Consider the following 21852-nt stretch of genomic DNA (forward strand, 5'->3'; position numbering starts at 1 on the left):
TGCTCCGTTGGGTTCTTCTTTCGAACGCGCACGATCGGTCATGCCGTGCGCCCACCGTCGACCGGGATCAGCGCGCCGGTGACCCAGCCCGATGTCTCCGTGTCGAGCAGGAGGCACACCCACCGGCCGATCTCCGTGTCCTCTCCGAACCGCCCCATCGGGGTCGACGCGAGGAGGTCGACACGCAACCGCTCGGTGCCGGCCTCGTCCAGGCCGGTCTCGCTCCACATCGGGGTGTCCACCGGACCCGGCAGGATGGCGTTCACCCGTACGTCCGGGGCGAGTTCCCTGGCCAGCGACCGTGTGAGGCTGTTGACGGCCGCCTTGGTCGCGCCGTAGAAGGACCGCCCCGGCATGGAGACCACTCCGCCCACGGACGAGATGTTGACGACGCTGCCGCGGTTGGCCCGCAGCTGGGGCAGCGCGTGGCGCGTCAGTTCGGCGGGCGCGCGGACGTTGACCGCGAACATCGCGTCGAACTGCGCGGGGTCGGTCTCGTCGAGCCGGCCGAACCGGGCCAGGCCCGCGTTGTTGACGACCGCGTCGACCCTGCCGAAGCTGTCGGTCGCCGTCGCGACGATCCGCTCGGCGGCGCCGGGCGCGCCGACGTCCTGGGCCACCCACGCGACGGCGGAACCGAACCGGTCCGCCAGGTCCCGCAGCGGTGCCTCGCGGCGCCCCACGACCGTCACGCCGGCGCCCGCCTTCAGCAGGCACTCCGTGATCCCGCGGCCGATGCCCGTGGCCGCTCCGGTGACCACGACCGACTTTCCGGCCAGGGTCATCGGACGACCACGCCCTCCGCGAAGGCCGCGACGAGGTCGGCGATCAGCTCGGAGGGGTCCGAGACGAGGCCGAAGTGTCCACCCGGCCAGGTCCGTGCGCTGAACCGCCCGGTGCCGACCTCGGCCCAGGCCGCCAGCCGTTCACCGTCGACCAGGGGGTCCTCGGTGGTGCGGTAGCAGCGGATCCAGCAGTCCAGCGGCTCGGCGTGCGGGTCCGCGCGGTAGGTCTCGTTGAGCGTGATGTCCGCCCGTACGACCGGCAGCAGCAGCTCCCTCAGCTCGGCGTCCTCGGCGACGACGGGGTCGATCCCGCCGAGATCCCGCAGGCCGGACCACAGGTCGTCGTCGGTCGCCAGATGCGTGGTTCCGCCACCCGCCCGGCCCGGCGCCGGCGCACCCGAGACGAAGAGGTTCCGTACGGGCCTCGCGCGGTCCTGCATCCCGCGGGCGGTCTCGTATGCGACGAGCGCACCCAGGCTGTGTCCGAACAGGGCGCACGGAACCGGTTCCAGGTCCAGCAGCTCCGTGACGACGTGGGCCGCGATCTCGGCCACGCTGCTCGCGGGTTCCTCGGCGATCCGGTCGGCGTGCCCCGGATACTGCACGGCGAGCAGCTCGCAGTCGGCGGGCACGGCCGACGACCAGTCACGAAACGTGGTCGCCGAGCCTCCGGAGTGTGGAAAGCACACCAGCCGTCGGGCCGGGCGCTCCACGCTGTTGAGGGCCCGCACCCAACCTCGGTCACGCGTTCGTATGCGATTCACGCCACCGAGCTTCACCGAAAGGCGTCGGGGGCCCGAGGCAATCTGTCAAAGCTCTGTCGGGATCGACGCGTCCCCGGGAGCCGGTGGCCGAACCTGAGGGCGTCTCAACCCGAGGAGGACACATGCTGGACGGGTTCGTTCCCTGGCCACCCGAGTTCGCCGAACGTTACCGCCACGCCGGCTACTGGGCGGGGGCCTCCCTGCGGCAGTTGATCGACGCCAGTGCCGCGCGCCACCCGGGCAGGACGGCCGCGGTGGACGGGACCCGGCGGACGAGCTACGCCGAGCTGGTCGAAGAGGCCGACCGCGTCGCCTCCGGTCTGCTCGATCTCGGCATCGGCCACCGCGACCGTGTGGTGGTGCACCTGCCGAACCGGATCGGCTTCCTGTCCACCGTCGTGGCGCTGTTCAGCATCGGCGCGATCCCGGTGCTGGCGCTGCCCGGTCACCGTCGCGACGAGATCCTCCATCTGGCGCGCGCCGCCGACGCGGTGGCCTACATCGGTCCCGACCGGTTCCAGGGCTTCGACTACCGGGCGCTTGCCCGCGAGGTGCGCCGTGACGCGCCCGGTCTGCGGCACGTGGTGGTCGACGGCGACGCGGCGGAGTTCACACCGCTGTCCGAACTCGCCCGGTCCGACATACGGGAGCTCGCGCCGGTCGACTCGTCCGAGGTGGCGCTGCTGCTGCTGTCGGGGGGAACCACCGGTGTGCCGAAGCTGATCCCCCGGACCCATGACGACTACGCGTACAACATCGCGGCCTGTGCCCGGGTCGTGGGGTTCGACGACAGCGGCGTCTACCTCGCCGCGAACCCGGTGCCGCACAATGCCGCGCTCGGCTGCCCGGGAGCGCTGGGCGCGGTGATCCTCGGCGGGAAGGCCGTACTCGCCGCGAACCCCAGCCCCGACCATGTGTTTCCGCTGATCGAGCGGGAGGGGGTGACCCTGACGACCCTGGTTCCCGCGCTGGCCCTGCTGTGGGCGGAGGCCGCGCGGACCACCCCGGTCGACATGTCCGGGGTGACCATCCAGGTGGGCAGCTCCAAGTTCGGGCCCGCCGCGGCGGCCCGGGTGAGTGAGAACCTCGGCTGCCGTCTCATGAACGTGTACGGCATCGGTGAAGGGCTGATCACGCATACGCGTCCGGAGGATCCGCCGGAGGTCGTGTTCGGCACCGAGGGCAGGCCCGTGTGCCCGGACGACGAGATCCGGATCGTCGACTCCGAGGACCGCGAGGTCGCCACCGGCGAGATCGGCGAGCTGCTCACCCGAGGCCCGTACACGATCCGGGGCTACTTCGCCGCGCCGGACCACAACCGCCGGTCGTTCACCGCGGACGGGTTCTACCGCTCGGGGGACCTGGCCCGGATGACCGAGGACGGGAACGTCGTCATCGAGGGCCGACTGAAGGACATCATCCATCACCTGGGCGAGAAGGTCTCGGCCGAGGAGGTGGAGGGCCATGTCCTGACACATCCGCTGGTCCGGGACACCGCGGTGGTCGGCGTCCCGGACGACGAACTCGACGAACGCCTCTGTGTGTTCGTCGTCCTCAACGGTGACGCGGACGACGCAGCGGACCAGGTCACGCTGCGCGCGATCCGGGACCACATCCGCGGCCGCGGACTCGCGTCGTACAAGCTGCCGGACGAGCTGATCATCGTGTCCGACCTCCCCCACACCCCGGTGGGCAAGATCGACAAGAAGGCCCTGAAGGCCTCTCAGTACTCGTGACGGACCGGTGTCCCCGACACCGCTCAGGAGCGGTCCTGCCGTCGCCGCCACCCGTGTCCGGGCTCGCGGCCGCGGCGGGACCGCCGTCCGGTGACGGGGTCCGCCCGCGCACCGGGCGCACGAAGCCGAGGTCATGACGGCTCCGACGGAAAGGCATGATGGGACCGTGCCCCGTACCAATCCCACGCACGGCCGCGTCGGCCGCCCACCCGTGACCTCCCGAACGCAGATCATCACCGTGGCCCGCCGGCTCATCGACGAGAGCGGCTGGGACAAGCTGACGATCCGCGGACTGGCCGCCGAGATCGGCATCGGGGCGACCACGCTGTACCACCACGTGCGGGACAAGGAGGATCTGCTGCTGCTCCTGATCCACGAGTACGCGCAGCAGATTCCCCACCCCGAGCAGGCCGGTGAGCCGCGGGACCGTATCGTCGCGGCCGCCACCGCGATCCACGACGCCCTCACCGAGTGGCCGTTGTCCGCCGAGGTCCTCACCAGCGACCGGTTCATCTCCCGGCTCAGCACCCCGGCCCTGCGGCTGATCGAGGACATCCTGGCCGGTTCCGTCGACCACGGATGCACGCCCGAACAGGCCGTACAGGTCTTCCGCAACATCTGGTACTTCACGGTCGGCGAGGTCCTCATCCGCGACCACTCCGCCGACGCACAGACGCGGGACGAGCAGACGCGGGACGAGCCGGCCGCCGGCCCCGGTGCGTTCGTCAACGAACTCGACGAGGACCAACTGCCCCACCTGACCGCCCTCAACGACCGATGGACGGCGCTGGCGGCGCTGGACACCTTTCCCTCCACACTCGACGTCCTCGTCGACGGACTGCTCTCCCGGGCGACGTCGTCGTCGACACGAAGCCCCAACCGCTGATCAGGGGCGCTCCCGCGCCGTATCGCCCGGCCCTGGAGACCCGACCGGGTCTTGCCGTTTTCTTTCCGGTCGTCCTTCCCGGACCCGGCGACACCACAGGCTGGGCACCAGACGTTTCCGATCGCCCATGGGAGCTGACGGTGAGTGGCGAACTCTTGAGCGGCACGGACGGCGGGCGTGCGGAGTCCTCGCGGCAGGCCGGTCCGAAGGCGCGGATCCCCGACTGCCCGCTGGCCCGTACCGTCGGGGTCATCGGCCCGTGGTGGACCCTGGAGATCCTGCACGAGGTCCTCGACGGCCATGACGGGTTCGAGGCGATCCGCCGCAATCTGGAGACGCCCGCCGAGGTCCTCCGGGACCGGCTCGCCCAGCTCGTCACGAGAGGTCTGCTCGAAGCCCGGGACGGGACGGCGGCGCCGGAGGACCGGACGTACCGGCCGACCGACAGCGGCCGCGCCCTGCGTCCGCTGATCCTTGCCATGGCCGCGTACGGCAATCGCCGGCTGTGCCCGGCGGACCGCAGCCTCGTCGTGGTGGACGCCGCGACGGGTGCGGAGGCGGACCCGGTCGTGGTGGACCGGGTGACCGGCCGGCGGCTCGACACGGGCGGCTTCCTCTTCGCCCGTGGCCCCAAGGCCAGCGAGGCGATCATCGCCCGCTATCCGCAGGTACCGGAACAGCGCTGACGCGCCGCCTCGACGCGTCCGGCCACGACGCCGAGAACCACGGCTCCTCGACGTACCGCGCGCCGGAACCCCGGCGCGGGCCGACGACCGCCGCGCGCCCTTGTCAGGACCGACCGCACCGGAACAGCCACGAAAGGCTCCCCCGACATCATGGATCCCTCGGAGTTCTTCTCGAGAGCCGCGCACGTGATCGTCGCGCTCGCCGCCCTCCTGCTCCTGGCACGCGCCGGCCGGGCCGCCGCCCGGTGGCTGGGTCAGCCGGAGGTGGTCGGCGAGGTCACGGTCGGCCTGCTGGTCGGCCCCGTCGTGCTCGCCCTGTCCGACCGCGCCCTGTTCGACGCCCTGCTGCCGGCCGCCGTCATCGACGTGCTCAAGCTGGTCGGTCAGGTGGGGCTCGTGCTCTATCTGGTCGGTCTCGCCCACAAGTTGCGGCCGGGGCCCGGCGGCCCGCCGCGGCAGGCGCTCACCTCGCTGACCGCCGGTGCCTTCGTGGTGCCCCTCACCACGGGCCTGCTGCTGGTCGGCCTGATCGCGCTCACCGACGACGAGGCGGCCCGCGGCGACGTGCCGCTGCCCGCCTTCCTCCTGATGGTCGCGGTGACGATGTCGATCACCGCGGTCCCCGTGCTGTCCCGGATCCTCGGCGACCGGGGCCTGAGCGACTCGGCCGAGGGCCGGCTCTCGCTGGCCTCCGCCATCGTCATGGACAGCATGGGCTGGATCCTGCTCACTCTCGCCATCGGACTCGGCGCGGGCAACCTCGGAGGCCTGTGGGAATCCCTCGGCGCGCTCCTCGCGGGCGGCAGCTGCGCCCTCCTGCTGCGGTTCGGGCTGCGCACCGACACGGCACGCCGGCTGTGCCGCCGGATGCCGAGGAGCACCGCGGTCCTTCTGGGCGGTGCCGCGCTGGGTACCGCGATGCTGACCGAGCACTTCGGCATGACCGCCATCGTCGGCGCCGCGATGGTCGGACTGGCGATCCCCGGCGAGGACCTCGCCCCCTGGGCGAAGCCGGTGGACGCCGTGTCGCGCACCGGACGGATGCTGACACCGATCTTCTTCGTGGTCACCGGCGTCACCGTGCTCATCAAGGCCTTCACCGCCGCGTCCTGGACACTCGTCGCCGGCACGCTGGTGCTGGGCTGTGTGGGCAAGCTGCTGGGCGGCTACCTCGGCGCGCGGTTCGCCGGCTCGGGCCGCCGGCCGGCGGCCCGGATCGCCGTCCTGATGAACACCAGGGGTCTGACCGAACTGATCGTGATCCAGGCGGGGTACAGCGCCGGCATCCTGCCCGCTCCGCTGGTCCTCGCCCTGGTGGTGATGGCTCTGGCGACCACGGCCATGACCGGGCCGCTGCTCCAGGTCATCGACCGGGCCGAGCGACGCGGCGCCGTGCCGGAGCCTGCCGTGGCCGCCCGTACCGTGGCCACGGAAGGCAGCACCCGATGAGCGAGCACTCGACCACGGCCGACTCCCCCCAGGTCACGGTGGCCGGGGCGACGCCTGCGGAGTTCCGCACCATGATGAGCGGCTTCCCCACCGGGGTGTGCGTGGTCACCAGCGTCGACGCGGCGGGAGCGCCGTGGGGAATGACCTGCTCGTCGGTGTGCAGCGTCGCCCTCGCGCCGCCGACGCTGCTGGTGTGCCTGCGCTCGGGCAGCCCGACCCTGGCCGCCGCCCTGGACCGTGGCGCGTTCACGGTGAACCTGCTGCACGAGGGCGCCCAGGACGCCGCCGAGTTGTTCGCCTCGGGCAATCCGCACCGGTTCGATCTTCTCCCGTGGGAGCAGGACGCGGACGCCTCCGGGCCCCATCTGGTGCGTGACGCGCACACGGTGGCCGATTGCGTCGTCTCCCTGACCCAGACCATCGGTGACCATGTGATCGTCTTCGGTGAGGCGCACCGGATCGTACGGCACCGTCAGCGGCCGCCCCTGCTGTACGGGCTGCGACAGTTCCGGGCGTGGTCGAGCACCTGATCCCTCACCGGTGAACGGTCCGGGAGCCGTCAGGCGACGCCCTGGCGCAGGAGGCCGTCGACGACGGCCTCAAGTCCGCGCTGGTAGCGGGGTCAGGGCGTCCACCGCCCAGGGGCAGTTCGCGAGCATCTCGTGGAGGCTGCGGGCGCCCGCGAGGAGCCGCTCGCGCGGTTCGCGCGGCAGTTCGGCCCGGGGCAGGCGCTCGGTGCGTGCCTCCAGCAGGAGGAGGAGCAGTTCGTCCTTGTCCTTGACGTGGTGGTACAGCGCCATGGGCGTGCTGGACATGTCCTTCGCCAGGCGGCGCACGGACAGGTGCTCCGCCCCTTCCTCCATGAGGATCCGCTCGGCGCTGCGGAGGATCGCCTCCCGTGAGAGTCGGCGTGGCCGGCCGACTCGTCGGCTGCGGGATTCCATGGGATCAGCTCTCCGAACCGTGAGGAAATGGCGTGTCGACGGGTGCCGTTCCCGGAGCCGGCGCAGGCCGTCGGCTCAGATCCAGTGGGCGTCCCGCGCGACGCGCAGCGCGTCGATCCGGTTACGTACTCCCAGTTTCGTCACCACATCGGAAAGGTAATTGCGCACGGTGCCTTCGGACAGGCACAGCTTTCCCGCGATCTCCACCACCGTGTCCCCACGGGAGAGCAGTTCGAGCACGGACAGCTGACGCACGCTCAGGGGGCAGTCCTCGTTGGCCACCGCCGCGACGGTCAGTGCCGCGTCGAAGACCCGCTCGCCCTGATGCACCATGCGAATGGCCTCGAGAAAGCGGCCGGGGGAGACATTGCGCCGGACCATACCGGCGATCTCCCCCGTGAAAGCCCTCCGGACGACCGACCGGGTACACGCGGTGGCCAGCAGCAGGGTGCGGCAGTCCGGCAGGCTCGAAATCTTCTCGGCTATTTCGATGGTTTCGTCGTCCCGGCCTTCGTAGCTCATGATCGTCACATCCGGCCGGCACAATTCCGCGAACTCCAGCGCGGCGCGATTGGTGTCCACCGATCCGGCCACCCTGATTTCGCCACGCTGATCCAGTAATGCCGTGAGTGAAGCCCGGGACAAATGCAGTTCATCGAATACCAGGACATCAATACTCACCCGGCTCCCCCTTCGCCACCGCAAGGACGCATGACCGCAGCATACGCGTACGAAAAATCGGCTCGCCCTCATTCTGGCCTCAGATGTGGCCTGGTCAAGCTCGACTTAGGAGAGGCTAAGTGGCCGCTATAACGGAACTATAGATTCCGCCCGGCCCCGGGTCAGCGGGTGTTCTGGGCGAGCAGCCCGTCGATCACGGCTTCGAGGCCCCGCCGCCCGTCGCCGGCCGCCCCGGCGGAGGCCGCGAGCCGGGGGCGGCCCGCCCCCTCGGCGGACGCCATGACCCGTTCCCCGAGGGGCCGCGCGGGCCGGCTCGCGGCGCGCTCGCGCTGCGAACGCACCGTCAGTTCACCGACGATGTACGACCAGATGACGCGATAGGCGTAGACGGCGTCGGCCGGGCTCAGCCCGCAGACCACCAGGGCGTCGACGATGCTCTCCACGATCCACGTCGCCGAGGCACTCACGAACCTGCTGGACGCGAGGACCTCCACCCCCCAGGGGCAGCCCTCGAGGATGTCGTGGAGCGCCTGAGCCCCGGCGATGAGGCGTTCCCGCGGGTGCTCGGGGAATTCGGGCCGGGGGATCCGCTGGACGTACGCGTCGAGCAGGAGCAGCAACAGCTCGTCCTTGTCCCGTACATGGTGGTACAGGGCCATGGGGGTGCTGGACAGCTCCTTGGCCAGGCGCCGCATGGACAGGCGCTCCGCCCCTTCCTCGTCGAGCACGCGCTGCGCGGCGACGAGGATCGCGTCTCGGGACAGGCGAGGCGGCCGCCCGATCCTGCCGGGCCTCGGGTTGGGGGACTGCACAGGTTCGGTTTCCTTCACTGGTCCGGACCGCCGGCGCCGCGGTGCGGGCGGCTCCGAGGTCGCAGAGTCTAGGGCTGACGTGCCGTCGGAGATTCAGGAAACACCACGCAACCGGATGCGCCTTTTCGTCACTTCTCACCGGGAGGCCGGAATACGAGGGTGCGGTGCCGCGTGGCCCCAGGTGGGGCGCCATGGCCCCCTCCTCCGGCCCCGATTCGTGGCGGAAAGGAACCGGCAAGAATCCGGGTGGCACACGGGGCCGGCTGTCAATCTGAGGCAATGAGTCAGCCCGCTCTCCATGTTCGTTCCCTGGACCTGACCGATCCGGCGACCTTCGCCGAGAACGACGTCCACGAGTTCTGGCGCGAAGTGCGTGCGCGGCGCCCCGTCCACTGGCACGAACCCACGGACCGGAATCCCGGTTTCTGGGTGGTGTCCCGTTACGCGGACATCCAGGCGCTCTTCCATCATTCGGCGCTGAGTTCCGCCCGCGGAAACGTCCTCGACGTCGTGCTGCGCGGCGACGACTCCGCCGGCGGAAGCATGCTGGCGGTCACCGACGGCGCACGTCACCGCAGTCTGCGGAATCTGATGTTCACCGCGTTCACCCCGCGGGTCCTCGGCGAGGTCGTCGAGAAGGTCCGGCAGCGTACCGACGAACTCATGTCGGCCGTGGTCGAGGAGGGAACGTGCGACTTCGCGGCCGAGGTCGCCGAGAAGATCCCGATGAACACGATCTGCGATCTGCTGTCCATTCCGGCCGCGGACCGCGCGCAGCTGTTGCAGTGGAACAAGATGGCACTGTCGTCGGATCGCGCGGACAGCAGTCAGCTCGACGCGATCGGCGCCCGCAACGAGATCGTGCTGTACTTCATGGAACTGGCCGAGGAACGGCGCGACCACCCCGGCAGCGACGTCATCAGCATGCTCGCGACCGCGGAGTTCGAGGGCCGCCGGCTGACCGTCGAGGAAATGGCCGTCAACTGCTACAGCCTGATTCTCGGCGGCGACGAGACATCCCGCCTGTCGGCGATCTGCGCGGTGCTCTCGCTCATCGAGAACCCCGACCAGTGGCAGGCGCTGCGGGCGGGCGAGGTCTCGTTGGACACGGCGGTGGAGGAGATCATCCGCTGGGCAACGCCCGGGATCCATCTCGCACGGACCGCCGTCGAGGACTTCGAGGTCGGCGGGCAGCGGATCCGCGACGGCGACATCGTCACGCTGTGGAACATCTCGGCCAACAACGACGAGTCGGTCTTCGACCAGCCGCGGCGGCTCGACCTGTCCCGTACGCCCAACCGGCACCTGTCGTTCGGCCACGGCCCGCACTACTGCCTGGGCGCCTTCCTCGGCCGGGCCGAACTGCGGGCGCTGCTGGGCGCGCTGGTGGACAAGGTCGCGCGGATGGAGCTGAACGGGACACCCCGGCCTCTCTACTCGAACTTCCTCACCGGCTACGAGAGCCTGCCGGTCCGTTTCGAGAGCCGCTGACCGACCGGCGCGCGTCGGCCCCAGCGCAACCACGTCACATCAGAGGAACACTCCAAGGCGAAGAGGTAAGAATGAGGAAGAGAGTCTGCGTCATCGGCGCTGGTCCGTCGGGTCTGGTCGCGATGAAGGAGCTTCTGGACGAAGGTCATGAGGTGACCTGCTTCGACCGCAACGCCGAGCTGGGCGGGGTGTTCCGGGCAGGAGTCGGCGCCGACGAGGCGGGCGCCTACGACTCGACGATGCTCACCATCTCCAACTACATGATGACCTTCTCCAGCTTCCCTCCGCCGCTCGGCCAGGAGAGGCTGTACTGGTCGGCGGGCGAGTACCGGCAGTATCTGCGCGACTTCGCCGAGAAGTTCGAGCTGCTGCCCGCCATCCGGTACGGGACCGATGTGCTGAGCGTGGCCAGGAACGACAGCGGCGGGTACGACGTCGAGGTCGCCCCGGCCGACGCGCCCGAGAACAGGACCGTGCACCGGTTCGACTCGGTCGCCATCACCACCGGCACGCACCGGGTCCCGAACTACATCGATCTGCCCGGCCAGGAGGACTTCGCGGGTGAGATCGTCCACTCGGCCCACTACCGGAACGCCGAACCCTTCCGCGGAAAGCGGGTCCTCTGTGTGGGGATCGGCGAGACGGCCGCGGACGTCGTCAACGAGATCGCCCAGGTGACGGAGAGCTGCACCCTGTCCGTGCGCCGTCACCAGCCGATCGTCGAGAGGTACCCGGCAGGGAGGCCGTTCACCAACGACGCCTACACCTCGCAGCTGCTGCACTCGGTCCCCCTGGCCGCCGCCGGTACCTTCATGCGGCTCGGGATGAACCGGAACAAGAGCCGGGGCAGGACGGCCGCCGCCCGGGCCGTGGCCGAGTGGAACTCGAAGAACCCGCACTTCTTCAACCACTTCCTGACGAAGAACGACGCGTTCATCCACCGGATCGTCGACAACACCCTGACGGTCAACGCATCGGGGATCGAGCGGCTCGGCAAGGACTACGTCCTCTTCAAGGACGGCCGGCGCGAGCAGATCGACACGATCATGCTCAACACCGGGTACATCGAGGACTTCAGCATCCTGAAGGATGTGAACGTCACCGATGTGCGCAGGCTGTACAAGCACATGATCCACCCGGATCTCGGCCTCGGCGTCGTCTTCATCGGCTGGGCCCGGCCGGCCGCCGGCGGAGTTCCGGCGTGCTCCGAGATGCAGAGCCGCTACTTCGCCCTGCTGTGCAGCGGCAAGAAGGCGCTCCCGGACCGGGTGCGGTTCCAGAACCTGATCGAGCGGCAGGCCTCGTACGAGAACGAGGTCTTCCACGGCAACCCTGACCTGCGGACCCTGGTCCACTACAACCACTACATGCTCGACTTCGCCAAGGTGATCGGCTGCCTCCCGTGGCACCCGGCCCTGATCCTGGATCCGCGACTGGCTCTGCGGCTGTGGATCGGCTCCCAGACGCCCCACGTCTTCCGGCTGTTCGGCCCGCACAGCAGTCACCGGGCCGCACGGAAGACGATCATGAGCCTGCCGCCGGCCTTCAGGACGTCGCAGGTTCTGGGGATCACGGCCGTGAGCCTCGTCTCGCGGGTGCTCATCGCCGCGGGTCTGATGAAGGCCGACCCCCAGTACTGAGCGACCCGCCCGAACTCCGTGGCGGTCGGCGACGCAAGAGCGCCGGCCGCCACGGTCATGTCCGGGGAAAGCTACGCGGCCTCCCCGGCGGCCGAGTGGCTGCCGGGGAGGCCTTGTGCGTGCTGGGTCACGGGCGGCTCAGGCGGCCGGGACCGGCTGCCGCTCGGCGTCGTCCGCCGGATCGCCCTCGCTGAGGCCGACGCGGTCGTGCAGCTTGCGCAGACTCCGCGGGGCGTACCAGGCGGCGCCGCCGAGGATCCGCATCGCAGCGGGAACGAGGACGCCACGCACGAGGAGCGCGTCGATGACGACGGCGAGCCCGCTGCCGATGCCGAACATCATCAGGAAGCTGATGTCGCTGGTGCCGAAGGCGAAGAAGCTGACCGAGAGCAGACCGGCGGCGACGGTGACGATCCGTCCCGTCCTGGCGAGACCCTGCGTCACGACGGTGTCGCGGTCGTGACCCGCGTCGTGGAGCTCCTTCATCCGGCTGGTCACGAACACCTCGTAGTCCATCGAGAGTCCGAAGGCCACACAGAAGAACAGCACGGTCATCGAGGTGTCCAGCGGCTGCGGCGTGAAGCCGAGCCAGGAGGCGAGATGACCGTCCTCGAAGATCCAGACCATCACGCCGACCGAGGCCGCGAGGCTGACCGCGTTCAGCAGGAGCGCGCGCAGGGGCTGGACGACGCTGCCGGTGAAGAGGAAGAGCAGGATGAAGGTGGTGACGACGATCAGCCCGGCGGCGATGGGCAGACGGACGCCGATGGAGTGCTTGGAGTCGACCAGTCGGGCGTCCTGGCCACCGACGAGCACCTCGGTGTCGGCAGGCGGTGCGACCGCGCGGATCTCCTTGGCGAGGCTCTGGGCCTCCTCCGACTTGGTCTCGTGGCCGATGGTGACGACGAGCCGCTGGGCGTCGTCGCGGCCGAGGGCCGCGGCGGCGGGGCCGGGCCTGCCCGGGGTGCCGTCGCGGTACGAGCCGGTGCTGGTGGCCACCTGCTCGACGCCGTCGAGGCGCGACACCTCCTTCGCGTAGTCCTGGAAGGCGGCTCCCGTGGCACCGTTCAGCGCGACGATCTGTACGGCGTTGTTGTCGTCGCCGGGGAAGTCCTCCTGGAGCTGGGTGGCCACCTGGCGGCTGCCCGCGCTCTCGGGCAGGACGCGCTCGTCCGGCGTACCGAACGTGACGGAGAGCAGGGGGCTCGCGGCCAGCAGCATGATGGCGAGGACCGGGAGCGCGGTCAGCGCGGGCCTGCGCATGACGACGGCGGCGAGCTTGCCCCAGAACGGCGTGTCGGTGCGCTGCACGCGTGCGGCCCAGGGCAGGCGGCCCTTGTTCACGCGGGCCCCGAGGGCGGCGAGCAGCGGCGGGATGACGAAGAGGGCGCTGAGCGCCGAGATGAGGACGACGCCGATGCCCGCGTAGGCGAAGGAGCGGAGGAAGAAGGGCGGGAAGATGAGCAGGGCGGCGAGCGCGGCGATGACCGTGGCCGCCGAGAACACGATCGTCCGGCCCGCGGTCTGGACGGTGCGGCGCAGGGCGTCGTCGACCTCCGCGCCGGCGGCCAGCTGCTCGCGGAAACGGCTGACGAGCAGTAGCGCGTAGTCGATGCCCAGACCGAGACCGAGGGCGGTCGTCAGGTTGATCGCGAAGACGGACACCTCGGTGGCGCTGCCGATGACGAAGAGCTCGGCGAAGGTCCCCATGACCGCGAACAACCCGATGACCAGCGGAAGAAGCGCCGCGACGACGCTTCCGAAGGCGAGGACGAGCAGGATGAGGGTGATGGGTACGGCGATGGCCTCGGCCACCGCGAGGTCCTTGCCGACCTGGGTGGTGACGTCGTTCATGATCGCGGAGAGGCCGCCGGCCTGGACTTCGACGCCGTTCTTGACGCCGCCGTACTCCTCGATCAGCTCCTTGGCGAGGTCGGCGCGTTCGTTCTCGTCGCCGTTCACATGGGCGAGGACGAGCGCCTTCTTTCCGTCGTGCGAGGTCAGGGCCTCGGCCCCGGTGTCCCAGTACGAGATGACGTTGCCGACCGTCGTGTCCTTCTTGAGTCCCTCGGTGAGGGTACGGCCCCGCTCCTCGACGGCCGGCGAGTCGAGCGGGCTTCCGTCCACGGCGCGGACGAGCAGGACGAGGTCCGTCTCGCCGCCGAACTTGTCGTCGATGACGCTCTGGGCGCGTGCGGAGGGTGCGTCGGGGTCGTCGAAGCCGCCGCTGAGCAGCTTGCCGAAGGCCCCGACACCCAACGCGCCCATGAGCACGACGGCGGCGGCGGCGATCACAAGAAGTAACCGGGTTCTGCGCAGTGCGAGTTCGGCGATCCTGGTGAGCACGGTGGGCACTTCCCTTGGGTGAGTCGAGGGTGGAGACGCGGTGGGCCGCGGGAGGACGTGAGGGCGGTGTGGGCCCGGTCGCACGTGCGGGGCCACACCACGAGCCGGTAGAAACGGCGACGAACCCGCTCCGCACGGAGAGGGTGGAATCAGAATAGACAGCAGCACTAGCCGTTGTCTACTGGAAGGCTATACGCGGTACGGCATGTCACCCCGCGCCCGCTCCCCCTTGCACTCCCGACCCAACTCCCCCTATGGACACGCCCTTTCCCTCTCCGGACGGCGAAGCCCGGCCCCGCTCGTGCGGGGCCGGGCTTCGTGTGTGCGCGGGGTTTCTCGGTCAGCCGATGACGGTCCAACTGTCATTGCCGGTGAGCAGTTGGCGGAGGTCGCCCTTGCCGTGCTGTTCGATGGCCGTGTCGAGTTGGTCGGCCATGAGTGTGTCGTAGACCGGGCGTTTCACGGAGCGGAAGACGCCGATGGGGGTCTGGTGGAGGGTGTCGGGGTCGGCGAGGCGCGAGAGCGCGAACGCGGTGGTGGGCGAAGGCGCGTGGGCGTCGTGGACGAGGATCGTGCTCTCGTTCTCGGGGGTCACCTGGACGACTTTCAGATCGCCCGTGGCCGGGTCGCGGATGACTCCCTTGTCCTGGCCGGTGCCGAAGCGGATCGGCTGTCCGTGCTCCAGCCGGATCACGGCTTCTTGTGCCTGGTCCCGGTCTTTGAGGGCTTCGAAGGCGCCGTCGTTGAAGATGTTGCAGTTCTGGTAGATCTCCACGAGGGCGGTGCCGGGGTGGTCGGCGGCCTGGCGGAGGACTTCGGTGAGGTGTTTGCGGTCGGAGTCGACGGTGCGGGCGACGAAGGAGGCTTCGGCGCCGAGGGCGAGGGAGACGGGGTTGAAGGGGGCGTCGAGGGAGCCCATCGGGGTCGATTTGGTGATCTTGCCGACCTCGGAGGTGGGGCTGTACTGGCCCTTGGTGAGTCCGTAGATCCGGTTGTTGAAGAGCAGGATCTTGAGGTTGACGTTACGGCGCAGGGCGTGGATGAGGTGGTTGCCGCCGATGGACAGGGCGTCGCCGTCGCCGGTGACGACCCAGACGGACAGGTCGCGGCGGCTGGTGGCCAGGCCGGTGGCGATGGCGGGGGCGCGGCCGTGGATGGAGTGCATCCCGTAGGTGTTCATGTAGTACGGGAAGCGGGAGGAGCAGCCGATGCCGGAGACGAAGACGATGTTCTCGCGGGCGAGGCCGAGTTCGGGCATGAAGCCCTGGACGGCGGCGAGGACGGCGTAATCACCGCAGCCGGGGCACCACCGCACTTCCTGGTCGGACTTGAAGTCCTTCATCGACTGGGCGGCTTCGGCTTTGGGCACGAGGTTCAGGAGCGTCTCACTCATCGATGGCCTCCTTGAGCGCCGAAGCGAGCTGCTCGGCCTTGAACGGCATGCCGTTGACCTGGGTGTGCGAGCGGGCGTCGATGAGATATCTGGCGCGGATGAGGGTGGCGAGCTGGCCGAGGTTCATCTCGGGGATGATCACCTTGTCGTAGCGGTGCAGGATTTCGCCGAGGTTCTTCGGGAAGGGGTTGAGGTGGCGCAGGTGGGCCTGCGCGATCGCGCCCTGCTCCCGGCGGATCCGCCGCACGGCGGCGGTGATGGGCCCGTATGTGGAGCCCCAGCCGAGGACCAGCGTCTTCGCGCCGTCGGGGTCGTCGACGGTGAGGTCGGGGACGGTGATGCCGTCGGTCTTGGCCTGGCGGGTGCGGACCATGAGGTCGTGGTTGGCCGGGTCGTAGGAGATGTTCCCGGTGCCGTCCTGCTTCTCGATCCCGCCGATGCGGTGTTCCAGGCCCGGGGTGCCGGGCACGGCCCAGGGGCGGGCCAGGGTCTGCGGGTCGCGTTTGTAGGGCCAGAACACGTCGGTGCCGTCGGCCAGCTGATGGTTGGGGCCGGTGGCGAACTGGACCCGCAGGTCGGGCAGTTCGTCGATGTCGGGGATCCGCCAGGGTTCGGAGCCGTTGGCGAGGTAGCCGTCGGAGAGCAGGAAGACCGGGGTGCGGTAGGCGAGCGCGATCCGGGCCGCCTCGATCGCCGCGTCGAAACAGTCCGCCGGCGTCCGCGGCGCGACCACCGGCACCGGTGCCTCACCGTTACGCCCGTACATCGCCTGCAGCAGATCGGCCTGCTCGGTCTTGGTCGGCAGACCGGTCGACGGCCCGCCGCGCTGGATGTCCACGATCAGCAGCGGCAGCTCCAACGACACCGCCAGACCGATCGTCTCCGACTTCAGCGCCACACCCGGCCCGGACGTGGTCGTCACCGCGAGCGAACCGCCGAACGCCGCCCCCAGGGCGGCGCCGATGCCGGCGATCTCGTCCTCCGCCTGGAAGGTACGGACACCGAAATTCTTGTGCCGCGACAGATCGTGCAGGATGTCCGACGCCGGAGTGATCGGATACGAACCCAGATAGAGCGGCAGATCCGCCTGACGGGAGGCGGCGATCAGACCGTAGGACAGGGCCAGGTTCCCGGAAATGTTGCGGTACGTGCCGGCGGGGAAAGCCTGGGTTGCCGGGGCGACCTCGTAGGAGACGGCGAAGTCCTCCGTCGTCTCGCCGAAGTTCCAGCCCGCCCGGAACGCGGCCACGTTCGCCTCGGCGATCTGCGGCCTCGATGCGAACTTCTGCCGCAGGAAGCTCTCGGTACCCTCCGTCGGCCGGTGATACATCCACGACAGCAGCCCGAGCGCGAACATGTTCTTCGAACGCTCGGCCTCCTTGCGCGACAGGCCGAAATCCTTCAGCGCCTCGATCGTCAGCGTCGTCAACGGCACCGGATGCACCCGGTAGCCGTCCAGCGAGCCGTCCTCGAGGGGCGAGGTGTCGTAGCCGACCTTCGCCATCGCCCGCTTCGCGAACTCGTCCGTGTTCACGATGACCTCGCCGCCACGCGGCACATCCCCGATGTTCGCCTTCAGCGCGGCAGGGTTCATCGCGACCAGCACGTTCGGCGCATCGCCCGGCGTCAGGATGTCGTGATCGGCGAAATGCAGCTGGAACGAGGAGACACCCGGCAGCGTGCCCGCGGGCGCCCGGATCTCGGCGGGAAAGTTCGGCAGCGTCGACAGATCGTTCCCGAACGACGCCGTCTCCGAGGTGAACCTGTCACCCGTGAGCTGCATACCGTCACCGGAATCACCCGCGAACCGGATGATCACCCGATCGAGCCGGCGGACCTCTTTCCCCGGCTCCTCCGGACGCGTGCGCGTGCTCGTCCCTGTCTCGGACTTCATCTCCGCACCCTCAATCCCATGCCCTCGTCGGCGCCTTGTGCGGCCGATCGTGACAGGTGCCGCTTACCGTGCGCTGACGGACGCCTGAGCGTCGCCACACCGCACCCGTCCCGTCCCACCGGGCCAAGACCCGTGCCGCTCCCGGGTCAGCGCCTCGTCAGCGTCGTGTACGGCGGCCCCGTTAGCCTGCGCCTGCCGTTCAGCAATCAGGTGGGTGCGACGCGCTCTTTCCCTGTCATTTCTCGGCGCTCACGCGAAGAGACATCGAGAGGCTTCGGATGAACGAACTCAAGGAACTCGCCACCCGGGCCGGGCGGGAGCTGGAAGAGGCCCCGGCGCTGGACATCCTGCGCTGGGCCGCCGACACCTTCGGCTCCGGCATGTGCGTCACCTCCTCGATGGAGGACGCCGTCGTGGCCCATCTCGCCGCGCGCGTACTGCCCGGAGTGGACGTCGTGTTCCTCGACACCGGCTACCACTTCCCCGAGACCATCGGGACGCGGGACGCGGTGGCGGCGGTCGGCGGCGTCAGGATGATCACCCTGCTCCCCCGCCGGACGGTGGCCGAGCAGGACGCGGAGTACGGTCCCGAACTGCACCGCCGTGACCCCGACCTGTGCTGCCGGCTGCGCAAGACGGAGCCGCTGGAGGAGGGGCTCGCCCCGTACAGCGCCTGGGTGACGGGGCTGCGCCGGTTCGACTCGCCGGAGCGCGCCGAGACACCGGTCGTCGCCTGGGACGAGGCGCGCGGCAAGGTGAAGATCTCCCCGATCGCACGGTGGTCGCGCGAGGACGTGGACACGTACATCGCCGAGCACGGGGTGCTGGTCAACCCGTTGCTCTCGGACGGCTACGGCTCAGTGGGCTGCGCCCCCTGCACCCGGCGCCTGCTTCCGGGCGAAGACGCCCGGGCGGGCCGGTGGGCGGGGAGCGCCAAGACGGAATGCGGGATCCACACATGACGACCGAGACAGACATACCGCTGCGGCATCTGGAGGCGCTCGAATCCGAGGCGGTGCACATCTTCCGGGAGGTGGCCGGCGAGTTCGAGCGCCCCGTCATCCTCTTCTCGGGCGGCAAGGACTCCATCGTCATGCTCCATCTGGCGCTGAAGGCCTTCGCCCCCGCTTCGGTGCCGTTCTCGCTCCTGCACGTCGACACGGGGCACAACTTCCCCGAGGTGCTCGACTACCGCGACCGCACCGTCGCCCGGTACGGGCTGCGCCTGCACGTGGCGTCCGTACAGGAACTCATCGACAGCGGGGAACTGCGCGAGCGGCCGGACGGCACGCGCAACCCGCTGCAGACCGTGCCGCTCGTCGAGGCCATACGCACGCACCGCTACGACGCGGTGTTCGGCGGCGGGCGCCGGGACGAGGAGAAGGCCCGCGCCAAGGAGCGGGTGTTCAGTCTGCGCGACGAGTTCGGCGGCTGGGACCCTCGCCGACAGCGTCCCGAGCTGTGGCAGCTGTACAACGGCCGGCACGCCGCCGGCGAGCACGTGCGGGTCTTCCCGCTCTCCAACTGGACCGAGCTGGACGTGTGGCAGTACATCGCCCGCCACGACATCGAGGTGCCGTCGATCTACTACGCGCATCGGCGCGAGGTCTTCCTGCGGGACAACATGTGGCTGACCCCGGGCGACTGGGGCGGTCCGAAGGACGGCGAGCCGCTGGAGATCCGCACGGTGCGCTACCGCACCGTCGGCGACATGTCCTGCACCGGCGCCGTCGACTCGTCCGCCGCCGACCCCGAGGCCGTCATCGAGGAGATCTCCGCCTCCCGGCTGACCGAGCGGGGCGCCACCCGGGCCGACGACCGCATGTCGGAGGCCGCCATGGAAGACCGCAAGCGCGAGGGGTACTTCTGATGCCGATCATGCCGACGAGGCCGAGCGGAACCGAGCCCCACTCCACGCTGCTGCGTTTCGCCACGGCCGGTTCCGTCGACGACGGCAAGTCCACGCTGGTCGGCAGGATGCTGCACGACTCGAAGTCGCTGCTCGCCGACCAGCTGGAGGCCGTGGAGCGGGCGTCCCTGGCCCGGGGCCAGGAGACGCCGGACCTGGCGCTGCTCACGGACGGCCTGCGGGCCGAACGTGAGCAGGGCATCACCATCGACGTGGCCTACCGGTACTTCACCACGGGGAACCGCAGCTTCATCCTGGCCGACACCCCCGGGCACGTGCAGTACACCCGGAACATGGTCACCGGGGCCTCCACCGCCGAGCTGGTGATCATCCTGGTGGACGCGCGGCAGGGGGTCGTGGAGCAGACCCGCCGGCACGCGGCGGTGGCAGCGCTGCTGCGCGTGCCGCACGTGGTCCTTGCCGTGAACAAGATGGACCTGGTGGGCCACGCCGAGTCCGTCTTCGCGGGCATCGCGGACGACTTCATCGCGTACGCCAGGGGGCTCGGCGTCCCCGAGGTGACGGCGATCCCGGTGTCGGCGCTCAACGGCGACAACGTGGTCGGCCCGTCGGCGAGCATGGACTGGTACGGCGGGCCGACGGTCCTGGAGCACCTGGAGACCGTGCAGGTGAGCTCGGAGCCCGCCGGGGCGCCCGCCCGTCTGCCCGTGCAGTACGTCATCCGGCCGCAGACCGCCGAGGATCCCGACTACCGCGGTTACGCGGGCATGATCTCGTCCGGCTCGCTGCACGTCGGCCAGGAGGTCACGACGCTGCCCTCCGGCCGTACGTCGGTGATCAGCGCCATCGATCTGCTGGGGCAGCCGGTGCGGACGGCCCGCGCGCCGCAGTCCGTGACCGTGCTGCTCGCGGACGATGTCGACATGTCGCGCGGGGACCTGTTGGTCCCCTCCGACCAGGCCCCCACGCCCTCGCAGGACATCGAGGCCACGGTCTGCCACCTCGCCGACCGGCCGCTCGTCCCCGGCCGGCGGGTGCTGCTCAAGCACACCACCCGTACCGTGCAGGCGGTCGTGACGGAACTCGTCAGCCGGGTGACGCTCGATCCGCTGTCCCAGCACGGCTCCCCGGAGCGGCTGACGGCCAACGACATCGGCCGCGTCCGGATCCGTACGGCCGCTCCGCTCGCCCTCGACCCGTACGCGGTCTCCCGCCGCACCGGATCGTTTCTGCTGATCGATCCGGCCGACGGCACCACGCTGACGGCGGGCATGGCGGGCGACTCGTTCGTCACCCGGGCCCCCTGGGAGTCCGGCACATGAGGCAGGTCCGGCGGTTCGGCGCCGTCCTCGCGGGGCTCGCGCTGTGCGCCACGCTCAGCGCGTGCGGCTACGGTTCGCAGCGCGTCGGCACCACCGCGAAGGTGGTGCCGACGGGCGCCTCGCTCTCCGCCTCGGAGGTGCGGATCGGCTACTTCCCCAACCTCACGCACGCCACCGCCCTGGTCGGCGTGCGTGAGGGCCTGATCCAGAAGGAACTCGGCGGCACGAAGCTGTCGACGGCGACCTTCAGCGCCGGGCCCACCGCGATCGAGGCGCTCAACGCCGGTTCGATCGACCTCGCGTGGGTCGGCCCGTCACCGGCGATCAACGGCTACACCAAGCTCGGCGGCAAGGGCCTGCGCATCGTCGCGGGGGCCGCGTCGGGCGGCGTCAAACTGGTCGTGGACCCGAAGAAGATCCGTACGGCGGCCGATGTGAAGGGCAAGCGGATCGCGAGCCCCCAGCTCGGCAACACCCAGGACGTGGCCCTGCTGCACTGGATCGGTGAGCAGGGCTGGCAGGTGGACCCGATGTCGGGGCGCGGCGATGTGTCCGTCATCCGTACCGACACCAAGATGACGCCCAACGCCTACAAGTCCGGTTCCATCGACGGCGCGTGGGTGCCCGAGCCGACCGCCTCGCTGCTGGTCGCCCAGGGAGCGCGCGTCCTGGTCGACGAGGCGCGGCTCTGGCCCGACCGCCGGTTCGTGACCACCCACCTCATCGTGTCGCAGCGCTTCCTCGACCAGCACTCGGACGTCGTCGAGGCGGTCATCGAGGGAGCGACGGCCGCCAACGCGTGGATCGCCGCGGAGCCCGGGAAGGCCAGACGGTCCGTCAACGAGGCCCTGCGCGAACTGACGGGGAAGCCGCTGCCCGCCGAGATCATCGAGTCGGCCTGGCCCTCCCTCACGTTCACCGACGACCCGCTGGCCGCCACGCTCGGCACCCAGGCCGCCCACGCCACCGAGGCGGGCCTCCTCGACCGTCCCGTGCTGCGCGGCATCTACGACCTCGGCCCCCTGAACAGGGTCCGCAAGGCCGCGGGCCGGCCCCCGGTCGGCGACGCCGGGCTCGGTACGCCATGAGGGACGGCGCCATCGCCGCCGTCCGCCCGTCCTGCACTGCACCCAGGAGTTGACTCGAGTGCATC

19 protein-coding genes are annotated in these 21852 nt (G+C 70.0%); 11 read left to right on the forward strand and 8 right to left on the reverse strand.

The window, feature by feature from the left end; translation table 11 throughout:
• Nucleotides 1-38: 38 nt before the first annotated feature.
• Both ACFY8U_RS27050 and ACFY8U_RS27055 read right to left on the reverse strand, forming a co-directional pair.
• Nucleotides 39-785, reverse strand: a complete 747-nt coding sequence (locus ACFY8U_RS27050) for an SDR family NAD(P)-dependent oxidoreductase (protein ID WP_389574630.1) — start codon at nt 783-785, stop codon at nt 39-41.
• Entirely contained in the window at nt 782-1564 is a 783-nt protein-coding gene (locus ACFY8U_RS27055; RefSeq protein WP_389574633.1) for a thioesterase II family protein, read from the reverse strand. Before ACFY8U_RS27055 ends, ACFY8U_RS27050 begins: the two co-directional genes overlap by 4 nt.
• Nucleotides 1565-1671: 107 nt before the next feature.
• Here ACFY8U_RS27055 and ACFY8U_RS27060 point away from each other — a divergent pair, with 107 nt between their 5' ends.
• The 5 genes from ACFY8U_RS27060 (at nt 1672) to ACFY8U_RS27080 (ending at nt 6836) form a co-directional block, all read left to right on the forward strand.
• Complete coding sequence (locus ACFY8U_RS27060) at nt 1672-3285, forward strand: (2,3-dihydroxybenzoyl)adenylate synthase (protein WP_389574636.1); 1614 nt, start codon at nt 1672-1674, stop codon at nt 3283-3285.
• Between the two features lie 166 nt (nt 3286-3451).
• Nucleotides 3452-4171 carry a TetR/AcrR family transcriptional regulator gene (locus ACFY8U_RS27065; protein ID WP_389574639.1) on the forward strand — a complete coding sequence of 240 codons (720 nt, stop codon included), beginning with the start codon at nt 3452-3454 and terminating at the stop codon, nt 4169-4171.
• A gap of 140 nt (nt 4172-4311) precedes the next feature.
• On the forward strand, nt 4312-4857 hold the full coding sequence (locus ACFY8U_RS27070; RefSeq protein ID WP_389574642.1) for a winged helix-turn-helix transcriptional regulator: 546 nt from the start codon (nt 4312-4314) through the stop codon (nt 4855-4857).
• Nucleotides 4858-5007: 150 nt separating this feature from the next.
• Nucleotides 5008-6306 carry a cation:proton antiporter gene (locus ACFY8U_RS27075; protein ID WP_389574645.1) on the forward strand — a complete coding sequence of 433 codons (1299 nt, stop codon included), beginning with the start codon at nt 5008-5010 and terminating at the stop codon, nt 6304-6306.
• Complete coding sequence (locus ACFY8U_RS27080) at nt 6303-6836, forward strand: flavin reductase family protein (RefSeq protein WP_389574647.1); 534 nt, start codon at nt 6303-6305, stop codon at nt 6834-6836. The genes ACFY8U_RS27075 and ACFY8U_RS27080 overlap by 4 nt, the downstream gene beginning before the upstream one ends.
• Nucleotides 6837-6905: 69 nt before the next feature.
• Here ACFY8U_RS27080 and ACFY8U_RS27085 read toward each other — a convergent pair whose 3' ends face one another.
• The 3 genes from ACFY8U_RS27085 to ACFY8U_RS27095 all read right to left on the reverse strand — a co-directional run bounded on the left by ACFY8U_RS27085 (nt 6906) and on the right by ACFY8U_RS27095 (nt 8743).
• Nucleotides 6906-7250 carry a TetR/AcrR family transcriptional regulator gene (locus tag ACFY8U_RS27085; protein ID WP_389574650.1) on the reverse strand — a complete coding sequence of 115 codons (345 nt, stop codon included), beginning with the start codon at nt 7248-7250 and terminating at the stop codon, nt 6906-6908.
• Nucleotides 7251-7325: 75 nt separating this feature from the next.
• Nucleotides 7326-7931 (reverse strand): response regulator transcription factor, encoded by a 606-nt coding sequence (locus ACFY8U_RS27090; protein WP_361440754.1) that lies wholly within the window; start codon nt 7929-7931, stop codon nt 7326-7328.
• Between the two features lie 161 nt (nt 7932-8092).
• Nucleotides 8093-8743 carry a TetR/AcrR family transcriptional regulator gene (locus ACFY8U_RS27095; protein ID WP_389574653.1) on the reverse strand — a complete coding sequence of 217 codons (651 nt, stop codon included), beginning with the start codon at nt 8741-8743 and terminating at the stop codon, nt 8093-8095.
• 279 nt (nt 8744-9022) lie between these two features.
• On the opposite strand from ACFY8U_RS27095, the gene ACFY8U_RS27100 reads away from it, so the two are divergent.
• Together ACFY8U_RS27100 and ACFY8U_RS27105 are read left to right on the forward strand one after the other, a co-directional pair.
• The gene (locus tag ACFY8U_RS27100) at nt 9023-10234 is read left to right on the forward strand and encodes a cytochrome P450 (RefSeq protein ID WP_389574656.1); all 1212 of its coding nucleotides are present in this window, start codon (nt 9023-9025) and stop codon (nt 10232-10234) included.
• A 71-nt stretch (nt 10235-10305) separates the two neighbouring features.
• Nucleotides 10306-11874: a flavin-containing monooxygenase gene (locus ACFY8U_RS27105; RefSeq protein ID WP_389574658.1), complete on the forward strand. Its 1569-nt coding sequence runs from the start codon at nt 10306-10308 to the stop codon at nt 11872-11874.
• A 138-nt stretch (nt 11875-12012) separates the two neighbouring features.
• Here ACFY8U_RS27105 and ACFY8U_RS27110 read toward each other — a convergent pair whose 3' ends face one another.
• From ACFY8U_RS27110 to ACFY8U_RS27120, 3 genes are all read right to left on the reverse strand, one after another.
• Entirely contained in the window at nt 12013-14220 is a 2208-nt protein-coding gene (locus ACFY8U_RS27110; protein ID WP_389574661.1) for an MMPL family transporter, read from the reverse strand.
• Between the two features lie 340 nt (nt 14221-14560).
• Entirely contained in the window at nt 14561-15613 is a 1053-nt protein-coding gene (locus ACFY8U_RS27115; protein WP_389574663.1) for a 2-oxoacid:ferredoxin oxidoreductase subunit beta, read from the reverse strand.
• Entirely contained in the window at nt 15606-17507 is a 1902-nt protein-coding gene (locus ACFY8U_RS27120; protein ID WP_389574666.1) for a 2-oxoacid:acceptor oxidoreductase subunit alpha, read from the reverse strand. The genes ACFY8U_RS27115 and ACFY8U_RS27120 overlap by 8 nt, the downstream gene beginning before the upstream one ends.
• Nucleotides 17508-17785: 278 nt before the next feature.
• Between ACFY8U_RS27120 and ACFY8U_RS27125 the strand changes: the two genes are divergently transcribed.
• The 4 genes from ACFY8U_RS27125 to ACFY8U_RS27140 are packed head-to-tail and all read left to right on the forward strand — an operon-like array spanning nt 17786 to nt 21787.
• A complete protein-coding gene (locus ACFY8U_RS27125) occupies nt 17786-18469 on the forward strand; it encodes a phosphoadenylyl-sulfate reductase (RefSeq protein WP_361443995.1) in 684 nt (227 codons plus the stop codon).
• A complete protein-coding gene (gene cysD, locus ACFY8U_RS27130; protein WP_361607861.1) occupies nt 18466-19377 on the forward strand; it encodes a sulfate adenylyltransferase subunit CysD in 912 nt (303 codons plus the stop codon). The genes ACFY8U_RS27125 and cysD overlap by 4 nt, the downstream gene beginning before the upstream one ends.
• Before the next feature lie 8 nt (nt 19378-19385).
• Nucleotides 19386-20699, forward strand: a complete 1314-nt coding sequence (locus ACFY8U_RS27135) for a sulfate adenylyltransferase subunit 1 (RefSeq protein WP_389574671.1) — start codon at nt 19386-19388, stop codon at nt 20697-20699.
• Nucleotides 20696-21787 carry an ABC transporter substrate-binding protein gene (locus ACFY8U_RS27140; protein WP_389574674.1) on the forward strand — a complete coding sequence of 364 codons (1092 nt, stop codon included), beginning with the start codon at nt 20696-20698 and terminating at the stop codon, nt 21785-21787. Before ACFY8U_RS27135 ends, ACFY8U_RS27140 begins: the two co-directional genes overlap by 4 nt.
• Nucleotides 21788-21852 lie beyond the last annotated feature (65 nt).

The sequence above is a fragment of the Streptomyces sp. NPDC012508 genome, from assembly GCF_042902595.1.
In the GTDB taxonomy this organism is placed as follows: Bacteria; Actinomycetota; Actinomycetes; order Streptomycetales; family Streptomycetaceae; genus Streptomyces.

Bases quoted from the DNA above. Each gene is read 5' to 3' on its own strand.
- ACFY8U_RS27050 (WP_389574630.1), bottom strand. From the start codon at position 785: ATGACCCTGGCCGGAAAGTCGGTCGTGGTCACCGGAGCGGCCACGGGC.
- ACFY8U_RS27060 (WP_389574636.1), top strand. From the start codon at position 1,672: ATGCTGGACGGGTTCGTTCCCTGGCCACCCGAGTTCGCCGAACGTTAC.
- ACFY8U_RS27075 (WP_389574645.1), top strand. From the start codon at position 5,008: ATGGATCCCTCGGAGTTCTTCTCGAGAGCCGCGCACGTGATCGTCGCG.
- ACFY8U_RS27080 (WP_389574647.1), top strand. From the start codon at position 6,303: ATGAGCGAGCACTCGACCACGGCCGACTCCCCCCAGGTCACGGTGGCC.
- ACFY8U_RS27085 (WP_389574650.1), bottom strand. From the start codon at position 7,250: ATGGAATCCCGCAGCCGACGAGTCGGCCGGCCACGCCGACTCTCACGG.
- ACFY8U_RS27100 (WP_389574656.1), top strand. From the start codon at position 9,023: ATGAGTCAGCCCGCTCTCCATGTTCGTTCCCTGGACCTGACCGATCCG.
- ACFY8U_RS27105 (WP_389574658.1), top strand. From the start codon at position 10,306: ATGAGGAAGAGAGTCTGCGTCATCGGCGCTGGTCCGTCGGGTCTGGTC.
- ACFY8U_RS27115 (WP_389574663.1), bottom strand. From the start codon at position 15,613: ATGAGTGAGACGCTCCTGAACCTCGTGCCCAAAGCCGAAGCCGCCCAG.
- ACFY8U_RS27120 (WP_389574666.1), bottom strand. From the start codon at position 17,507: ATGAAGTCCGAGACAGGGACGAGCACGCGCACGCGTCCGGAGGAGCCG.
- ACFY8U_RS27125 (WP_361443995.1), top strand. From the start codon at position 17,786: ATGAACGAACTCAAGGAACTCGCCACCCGGGCCGGGCGGGAGCTGGAA.
- cysD (WP_361607861.1), top strand. From the start codon at position 18,466: ATGACGACCGAGACAGACATACCGCTGCGGCATCTGGAGGCGCTCGAA.
- ACFY8U_RS27135 (WP_389574671.1), top strand. From the start codon at position 19,386: ATGCCGACGAGGCCGAGCGGAACCGAGCCCCACTCCACGCTGCTGCGT.
- ACFY8U_RS27140 (WP_389574674.1), top strand. From the start codon at position 20,696: ATGAGGCAGGTCCGGCGGTTCGGCGCCGTCCTCGCGGGGCTCGCGCTG.